At 71.6% G+C, this 8,480-nt stretch carries 4 protein-coding genes and 2 pseudogenes; 3 read left to right on the top strand and 3 right to left on the bottom strand.

What is annotated here, in order from left to right:
- Positions 1–410: 410 nt before the first annotated feature.
- From AW16_RS0116405 to pstC (AW16_RS0116415), 3 genes and pseudogenes are all read right to left on the bottom strand, one after another.
- Positions 411–1,430, bottom strand: a pseudogene (locus AW16_RS0116405) (phosphate ABC transporter substrate-binding protein PstS); the annotation flags it as partial.
- The gene (pstA, locus tag AW16_RS0116410) at positions 1,427–2,704 is read right to left on the bottom strand and encodes a phosphate ABC transporter permease PstA (RefSeq protein WP_081861755.1); all 1,278 of its coding nucleotides are present in this window, start codon (positions 2,702–2,704) and stop codon (positions 1,427–1,429) included. The gene pstA (AW16_RS0116410) and the pseudogene AW16_RS0116405, both read right to left, overlap by 4 nt.
- Positions 2,704–3,735: a phosphate ABC transporter permease subunit PstC gene (gene pstC, locus AW16_RS0116415; protein WP_231496089.1), complete on the bottom strand. Its 1,032-nt coding sequence runs from the start codon at positions 3,733–3,735 to the stop codon at positions 2,704–2,706. Before pstC (AW16_RS0116415) ends, pstA (AW16_RS0116410) begins: the two co-directional genes overlap by 1 nt.
- A 1,010-nt stretch (positions 3,736–4,745) precedes the next feature.
- Here pstC (AW16_RS0116415) and pstC (AW16_RS0116420) point away from each other — a divergent pair.
- The 3 genes and pseudogenes from pstC (AW16_RS0116420) to AW16_RS0116430 form a co-directional block, all read left to right on the top strand.
- Positions 4,746–5,777, top strand: a complete 1,032-nt coding sequence (gene pstC, locus AW16_RS0116420) for a phosphate ABC transporter permease subunit PstC (protein ID WP_231496089.1) — start codon at positions 4,746–4,748, stop codon at positions 5,775–5,777.
- Positions 5,777–7,054 carry a phosphate ABC transporter permease PstA gene (gene pstA / locus AW16_RS0116425; RefSeq protein WP_081861755.1) on the top strand — a complete coding sequence of 426 codons (1,278 nt, stop codon included), beginning with the start codon at positions 5,777–5,779 and terminating at the stop codon, positions 7,052–7,054. Before pstC (AW16_RS0116420) ends, pstA (AW16_RS0116425) begins: the two co-directional genes overlap by 1 nt.
- Positions 7,051–8,070 (top strand): annotated as a pseudogene (locus AW16_RS0116430) (phosphate ABC transporter substrate-binding protein PstS); the annotation flags it as partial. The gene pstA (AW16_RS0116425) and the pseudogene AW16_RS0116430, both read left to right, overlap by 4 nt.
- Positions 8,071–8,480: the final 410 nt, after the last annotated feature.

Genomic DNA, 8,480 nt, shown 5'->3' with positions numbered 1-8,480 from the left:
GGACAGCACCACGAGCGCGACGACTGGCCGGGCCACCCGCAGCGCAAGGACTACCCCCTCGGCGGCATCCCGCCCTTGCCGCTCGTGCCGCCACCCGAACCACCGGACGTCCCGCCCGACGAACCGCCGCCCGACCCACCCGACGCAGGCGAGCCCGCCGCGCCGCCGGTCGGACGGTCGCACTGCTCGGCGCCCTTTTTGTCGCAGTCGCTCGGCTGCGGTGCGTTCTTGGCGAGCGTGTTCGAGCCGTCGGCCGAGAACGTCGGGTTGTGGCACTTCGTGATGTCCACGGAGACGTCGGCCGCCCCGGGGATCTTGCCGACCTGGTCGAGCCCCGCCTGCACGAGGTTGATGGGCAGCGGCGAGTAGCCGAGCACCTCGGCCTGCTGCTGGCCCTCGCACAGGAAGTAGTCCGCGAACGCGCCGAGCGTGTGGCCCTTGGCCGCGGTGAACCCGTTCTGGGTGCTCGTCGGCACGACGATGTAGCTGTAGGACGACAGGGGGTAGGCGCGCCTGTCCTTGTTGGCGTAGACGCCGGTCAGGTCCTGCGTGAGGTAGCTGGGCGAGGACTGGTCCTTGTTGATCGTCGCGCCGAGCAGGCCGACCGCGACGTTCGAGGCCGTCGGCTCGACGTAGTACCCGGCCTCGTTGAGCACCTTCGCCACCGGGTAGCCGGTCTTGAGCGCGTACGAGTACTCGACGTACGTGATGGTGCCCTCGTTGCCTCGCTGCGCGACGTAGCCCGCGACGCCCTGCGAGTTGGGCTGCGCGACGAAGCCCTTGCCGGGGATCGTCGGGTACGTCGACGTGACGCCGCACGGCGTGGAGCGGCCCGCGGCGCGGCAGTACGCGTCCCAGGGCGCCTGGTGGCGCGCGGCCATCCAGGTGGTGAGCTGCGCGGTCGAGCCCGAGCCGTCCGAGCGCACGACCGGCACGATCTTGCGCCGCGGCAGGTTCAGCCCGGGGTTGTCGGCCTTGAGCTGCGGGTCGTCCCAGCTGGTGATCGTGCCCGTGAAGATGCCCGTGATGACGTCGCCGGACAGTCGCAGGTTGGTGACGCGCTTGCCGCCGACCGTGAGGTTGTACATGAACGACGTGCCGCCCGCGACGATCGGCATGTACACGAACCCGCGCGCGGGCGGGGTGTCGAGCACGCCGCCGTCCTTGAGCCCGTACGGGATCTCCGTGATCGCGAAGTCGACCGTGCCGGCCTTGAACTGGTTGCGGCCGTCCGACGAGCCGGTGCTCGCGTAGTTGATCCGCATGCCGTACTGCTCGACGTTGCGACGCCACTGGTCCACCGCGTTGGAGCTCCAGCTGGAGCCCGCGCCGTTGACGGGGACGAACGAGTCGGCCTGCGCGGGGGCTGCACCGGCGACGAGGCTCGTCGCGAGGGCTGCCGCGGCGAGCAGGATGGACGGGCGCCTCATGGCTGCTCCTGGTCAGGGGTAGGGGTCTTCGGGTGGACCGGCTCGTCGTCGATCAGCTCGTCGAGCCGGCTGAGCGGCCGACGACCGCGCGGTCGGTGGCGCGAGGTGCGCTCGAGGCGGGCCTCGTCGCGGGCGGCCCGCCGGGCGGCCTTGGCACGTCGTCGCGCGTCGACCTTGAGCGGCGTGCGGCCGCCGACGACGCGCGCGGTCACGAACAGCGCGAGCACCAGCAGCATCAGCACGGCCGCGGTGCCGAACCCGCGCGCGACCATCGTCGGCTCGGGCGACTTCACGAACTGGAAGATCGCGAGCGGCAGCGACACCATCGGGCCGTTTGTCGGGTTCGTGTTCATCGACGCCGTGAACCCTGAGGTCAGCAGCACGGGAGACGTCTCGCCGATGCCGCGCGCGGTGGCCAGGATGACCGCGGTGGTCAGGCCCGAGCGTGTCGTCGGGAGCACCACCTGCCACACGGTGCGCAGCTGCCCGGCGCCCAGCGCGTAGGACGCCTCCTTGAGCGTCGACGGCACCAGCCGCAGCACCACGTCCGACGAGCGGACCATGATCGGCAGCATCATGATGCTGATCGCCGTCGCGGCGGCCACGCCCGACTTCGGGATGCCGAGCGCCAGGATCAGCGTCGCGTAGACGAACAGGCCCGCGACGATCGACGGCAGCGCGGTCATCGCCTCGACCACGGTGCGCACCAGGCGCGCGAAGCGGCCGGGCATCTCCGTGAGGAACACCGCGGTGAGCAGGCCCAGCGGGACCGTGATGGCCAGGGCGATCGTGATCTGGACGAGCGTGCCGACGATCGCGTGCGCGATGCCGCCCGTGCTCAGAGGGTCGAGCGGGCCGGCGAGCGACATGTCCTGCGTGAAGAAGTTCAGGTGCGGCAGCGCCTTCGCTCCGCGCGCGAACGTGAACGTCACGACGAACACGAGCGCCGCGAGCACGGTGAACGCGAGCCCGTGCACGACGACCGTGACGAGGCGGTCGCGCACCGCGACGCCCGGTGACGTCATCCACACGAGCAGCGCGTAGAGCGCGAGGAACGCGCCGAGCGCGATCGCGACGAACGCGAGCGGGCTGGTGATCGGCGCGAGCTGCGTCGAGACGAACGCGGTCATCGCGAGGGCCGCGACCGCGGAACCGCACAGCTCGAGCAGGTCGCTCACGCGCACGCCTGTGAGCTGGCGGCGGGTCTCGCGGGGCGTCGTCTCGCGCGCGGGGGGCTGCGCGGCCGTCGTCGGCCGGTCCAGGACCGTGGTCATCAGCTGCTCGCCCCCGACCGCGAGCGTGCGACCACCGACGACGCGGCGAAGTTGATGACGAGGGTCATGAGGAACAGCGCCAGGCCCGCGGCCATGAGGGCCGACATACCGAACGGCGTCGACTCGCCGTAGCGCAGCGCGATGAGCGACGAGACCGAGCTGCCGCCGTTCGCCAGCACGTGCCACTGGATGGCGAACACGGGCGAGATGATCATGTAGACGGCGATCGTCTCGCCGAGCGCGCGGCCCAGGCCGAGCATGGTGCCGCCGATCATGCCGCCCTTGCCGTAGGGGAGCACGACGCGGCGGACCATGCCCCACCTCGTCGACCCGAGCGCCAGCGCGCCCTCGCGCTCGCCCACCGGGGCCTGCGAGAACACCTCGCGCATGATCGACGCGACGACCGGCGTGATCATCATCGCGACCACGAGGCCCGCGATGAACGTCGACGACGTGTACACCGTGGCGGTCGCGAGCGGGTCGTGCGGGTCCGCACCCGGTACCTGGAACGGCGGGAACCAGCCGAACGTCGTCGACAGCCACCGCGCCAGCCCCGTGATGTGGCCCTGCAGGAAGAAGAACCCCCACAGGCCGAACACCACCGACGGGATCGCGGCCATGAGGTCGACGATGCTGACGAGCGTCTGGCGAACCCTCGTCGGCGCGTACTCGCTGATGTACAGCGCCGTGCCGGTCGCGAGGGGGACCGCGACGGTGACCGCGACCGTGGCGATGAGGACCGTGCCGACGAGGATCGCGGCGATGCCGAAGTTCCCCGAGTCGGGCTCCCACGCCTGGGTCGTGAGGAACGACCAGCCGGCCCTGCTCAGCGCGTCCCACGCCCGCAGCAGCAGGAAGCAGCCGACGAACCCCATCGTCGCCAGGACCGCGCCGCCCGCGGCGAGGAGCACCGCGCGGAACGCACGGTCGCTCGCCGAGCGGCGGGTGCCGATGCGGCGCGGAACGTCCGCGTCACCCGTGCCGGCCGTCGGGGGCGGCGGCGCGGGCGCGTCGATCTCGAGGATGCTCACCGTGCTCCGTCTCACGTGCTGCATGGCCCGTCGTGCGGGGGTCCGCGACGGGTCTGGCTGCGTGCCGCCGGTCGTGCACCGTGGCCCGCGCAGAACGTCCCGCGGCGCGGGATACGGCGGATTGCGGCCGGATGTCGGCTGGTCGTCGGCCGGATGAAGAGGTCACGAGAATCGGACGCTCGACGCGCGCGCGGTGCTTGCCCGTGGCATCCGTGCACGTCGGTCGCGACCCGATGTGGCCGGATGCCGCTGCGGTGCCACGGTCGGACCGGCGTCCGGGCCTGGTGCGCTGCGGCGCGTGTCCGGCGGTGGCGGTACGACACCGATGTCACCAGGAGGAAGACGCGGGACGGGCGGCGCGACCAGTTGTCTGTGATTCACCCATGAGATGTGGCTGGACGTTTGACCAAGTGCCCTCCCGTGCCGCAGACTCATACCCGACGGTGCGCATCGCCTGCCCCCTGCGCGGTGCGCACCGTCTCTGCTTCCGAAGGGGCGGGACCGCGTGGTCCCGCCCCTTCGGAAGCAGAGACGGTGCGCACCGCGCAGGGGGCAGGCGATGCGCACCGTCGGGTATGAGTCTGCGGCACGGGAGGGCACTTGGTCAAACGTCCAGCCACATCTCATGGGTGAATCACAGACAACTGGTCGCGCCGCCCGTCCCGCGTCTTCCTCCTGGTGACATCGGTGTCGTACCGCCACCGCCGGACACGCGCCGCAGCGCACCAGGCCCGGACGCCGGTCCGACCGTGGCACCGCAGCGGCATCCGGCCACATCGGGTCGCGACCGACGTGCACGGATGCCACGGGCAAGCACCGCGCGCGCGTCGAGCGTCCGATTCTCGTGACCTCTTCATCCGGCCGACGACCAGCCGACATCCGGCCGCAATCCGCCGTATCCCGCGCCGCGGGACGTTCTGCGCGGGCCACGGTGCACGACCGGCGGCACGCAGCCAGACCCGTCGCGGACCCCCGCACGACGGGCCATGCAGCACGTGAGACGGAGCACGGTGAGCATCCTCGAGATCGACGCGCCCGCGCCGCCGCCCCCGACGGCCGGCACGGGTGACGCGGACGTTCCGCGCCGCATCGGCACCCGCCGCTCGGCGAGCGACCGTGCGTTCCGCGCGGTGCTCCTCGCCGCGGGCGGCGCGGTCCTGGCGACGATGGGGTTCGTCGGCTGCTTCCTGCTGCTGCGGGCGTGGGACGCGCTGAGCAGGGCCGGCTGGTCGTTCCTCACGACCCAGGCGTGGGAGCCCGACTCGGGGAACTTCGGCATCGCCGCGATCCTCGTCGGCACGGTCCTCATCGCCACGGTCGCGGTCACCGTCGCGGTCCCCCTCGCGACCGGCACGGCGCTGTACATCAGCGAGTACGCGCCGACGAGGGTTCGCCAGACGCTCGTCAGCATCGTCGACCTCATGGCCGCGATCCCGTCGGTGGTGTTCGGCCTGTGGGGGTTCTTCTTCCTGCAGGGCCACATCACGGGGCTGGCGCGGTGGCTGTCGACGACGTTCGGCTGGTTCCCGCCGTTCCAGGTACCGGGTGCGGACCCGCACGACCCGCTCGCGACCGCCACGGTGTACACGTCGTCGACGTTCATCGCGGGCCTCGTGGTCGCGATGATGATCACGCCGGTCGTCGCGTCGATCATGCGCGAGGTGTTCTCGCAGGCCCCGGTGGGCGAGCGCGAGGGCGCGCTGGCGCTCGGGTCGACGAGGTGGGGCATGGTCCGCCGCGTCGTGCTCCCCTACGGCAAGGGCGGCATGATCGGCGGCACCATGCTCGGCCTGGGCCGCGCGCTCGGCGAGACGATCGCCGTCTACATGATCATCTCGCCCGTGTTCGCCATCCAGTGGCACGTGCTGGCGAACGGCGGCAGCTCGGTCTCGTCGCTCATCGCGCTGCGCTACGGCGAGTCGACGCCGTTCGGTATGTCGGCCCTCATGGCCGCGGGCCTGGCGCTGTTCCTCATGACCCTCGTCATCAACTTCGCCGCGTCGTCGGTGGTCGCACGCTCGCGGTCGGGGGCGAGCAGCTGATGACCACGGTCCTGGACCGGCCGACGACGGCCGCGCAGCCCCCCGCGCGCGAGACGACGCCCCGCGAGACCCGCCGCCAGCTCACAGGCGTGCGCGTGAGCGACCTGCTCGAGCTGTGCGGTTCCGCGGTCGCGGCCCTCGCGATGACCGCGTTCGTCTCGACGCAGCTCGCGCCGATCACCAGCCCGCTCGCGTTCGTCGCGATCGCGCTCGGCGCGTTCCTCGCGCTCTACGCGCTGCTCGTGTGGATGACGTCACCGGGCGTCGCGGTGCGCGACCGCCTCGTCACGGTCGTCGTGCACGGGCTCGCGTTCACCGTGCTCGCGGCGCTCGTGTTCGTCGTGACGTTCACGTTCGCGCGCGGAGCGAAGGCGCTGCCGCACCTGAACTTCTTCACGCAGGACATGTCGCTCGCCGGCCCGCTCGACCCTCTGAGCACGGGCGGCATCGCGCACGCGATCGTCGGCACGCTCGTCCAGATCACGATCGCCCTGGCCATCACGGTCCCGCTGGGCCTGCTCACCGCGGTGTTCCTCACGGAGATGCCCGGCCGCTTCGCGCGCCTGGTGCGCACCGTGGTCGAGGCGATGACCGCGCTGCCGTCGATCGTCGCGGGCCTGTTCGTCTACGCGACGCTGATCCTGGCGCTCGGCATCCCGAAGTCGGGCGTGGCCGCCGCGACGGCGATCAGCATCATGATGCTGCCGATCATGGTCCGCTCGTCGGACGTGGTGCTGCGGCTGGTGCCGTCGACGCTCAAGGAGGCGTCCTACGCGCTGGGCGCCGGGCAGCTGCGCACCGTGTGGCAGGTGGTGCTCCCGACGACACGCTCGGGCCTGACCACCGCGGTCATCCTGGCCACCGCGCGCGGCATCGGCGAGACGTCTCCCGTGCTGCTGACCTCAGGGTTCACGGCGTCGATGAACACGAACCCGACAAACGGCCCGATGGTGTCGCTGCCGCTCGCGATCTTCCAGTTCGTGAAGTCGCCCGAGCCGACGATGGTCGCGCGCGGGTTCGGCACCGCGGCCGTGCTGATGCTGCTGGTGCTCGCGCTGTTCGTGACCGCGCGCGTCGTCGGCGGCCGCACGCCGCTCAAGGTCGACGCGCGACGACGTGCCAAGGCCGCCCGGCGGGCCGCCCGCGACGAGGCCCGCCTCGAGCGCACCTCGCGCCACCGACCGCGCGGTCGTCGGCCGCTCAGCCGGCTCGACGAGCTGATCGACGACGAGCCGGTCCACCCGAAGACCCCTACCCCTGACCAGGAGCAGCCATGAGGCGCCCGTCCATCCTGCTCGCCGCGGCAGCCCTCGCGACGAGCCTCGTCGCCGGTGCAGCCCCCGCGCAGGCCGACTCGTTCGTCCCCGTCAACGGCGCGGGCTCCAGCTGGAGCTCCAACGCGGTGGACCAGTGGCGTCGCAACGTCGAGCAGTACGGCATGCGGATCAACTACGCGAGCACCGGCTCGTCGGACGGCCGCAACCAGTTCAAGGCCGGCACGGTCGACTTCGCGATCACGGAGATCCCGTACGGGCTCAAGGACGGCGGCGTGCTCGACACCCCGCCCGCGCGCGGGTTCGTGTACATGCCGATCGTCGCGGGCGGCACGTCGTTCATGTACAACCTCACGGTCGGCGGCAAGCGCGTCACCAACCTGCGACTGTCCGGCGACGTCATCACGGGCATCTTCACGGGCACGATCACCAGCTGGGACGACCCGCAGCTCAAGGCCGACAACCCCGGGCTGAACCTGCCGCGGCGCAAGATCGTGCCGGTCGTGCGCTCGGACGGCTCGGGCTCGACCGCGCAGCTCACCACCTGGATGGCCGCGCGCCACCAGGCGCCCTGGGACGCGTACTGCCGCGCCGCGGGCCGCTCCACGCCGTGCGGCGTCACGTCGACGTACCCGACGATCCCCGGCAAGGGCTTCGTCGCGCAGCCCAACTCGCAGGGCGTCGCGGGCTACGTCGCGCAGCGAGGCAACGAGGGCACCATCACGTACGTCGAGTACTCGTACGCGCTCAAGACCGGCTACCCGGTGGCGAAGGTGCTCAACGAGGCCGGGTACTACGTCGAGCCGACGGCCTCGAACGTCGCGGTCGGCCTGCTCGGCGCGACGATCAACAAGGACCAGTCCTCGCCCAGCTACCTCACGCAGGACCTGACCGGCGTCTACGCCAACAAGGACAGGCGCGCCTACCCCCTGTCGTCCTACAGCTACATCGTCGTGCCGACGAGCACCCAGAACGGGTTCACCGCGGCCAAGGGCCACACGCTCGGCGCGTTCGCGGACTACTTCCTGTGCGAGGGCCAGCAGCAGGCCGAGGTGCTCGGCTACTCGCCGCTGCCCATCAACCTCGTGCAGGCGGGGCTCGACCAGGTCGGCAAGATCCCCGGGGCGGCCGACGTCTCCGTGGACATCACGAAGTGCCACAACCCGACGTTCTCGGCCGACGGCTCGAACACGCTCGCCAAGAACGCACCGCAGCCGAGCGACTGCGACAAAAAGGGCGCCGAGCAGTGCGACCGTCCGACCGGCGGCGCGGCGGGCTCGCCTGCGTCGGGTGGGTCGGGCGGCGGTTCGTCGGGCGGGACGTCCGGTGGTTCGGGTGGCGGCACGAGCGGCAAGGGCGGGATGCCGCCGAGGGGGTAGTCCTTGCGCTGCGGGTGGCCCGGCCAGTCGTCGCGCTCGTGGTGCTGTCC

Origin of the sequence: Cellulomonas sp. HZM, from assembly GCF_000708885.1 — a bacterium.
GTDB lineage: Bacteria > Actinomycetota > Actinomycetes > Actinomycetales > Cellulomonadaceae > Cellulomonas.
Note: the sequence above shows the minus strand (reverse complement) of the source record. Positions and strands in the feature narration are given on the sequence as shown.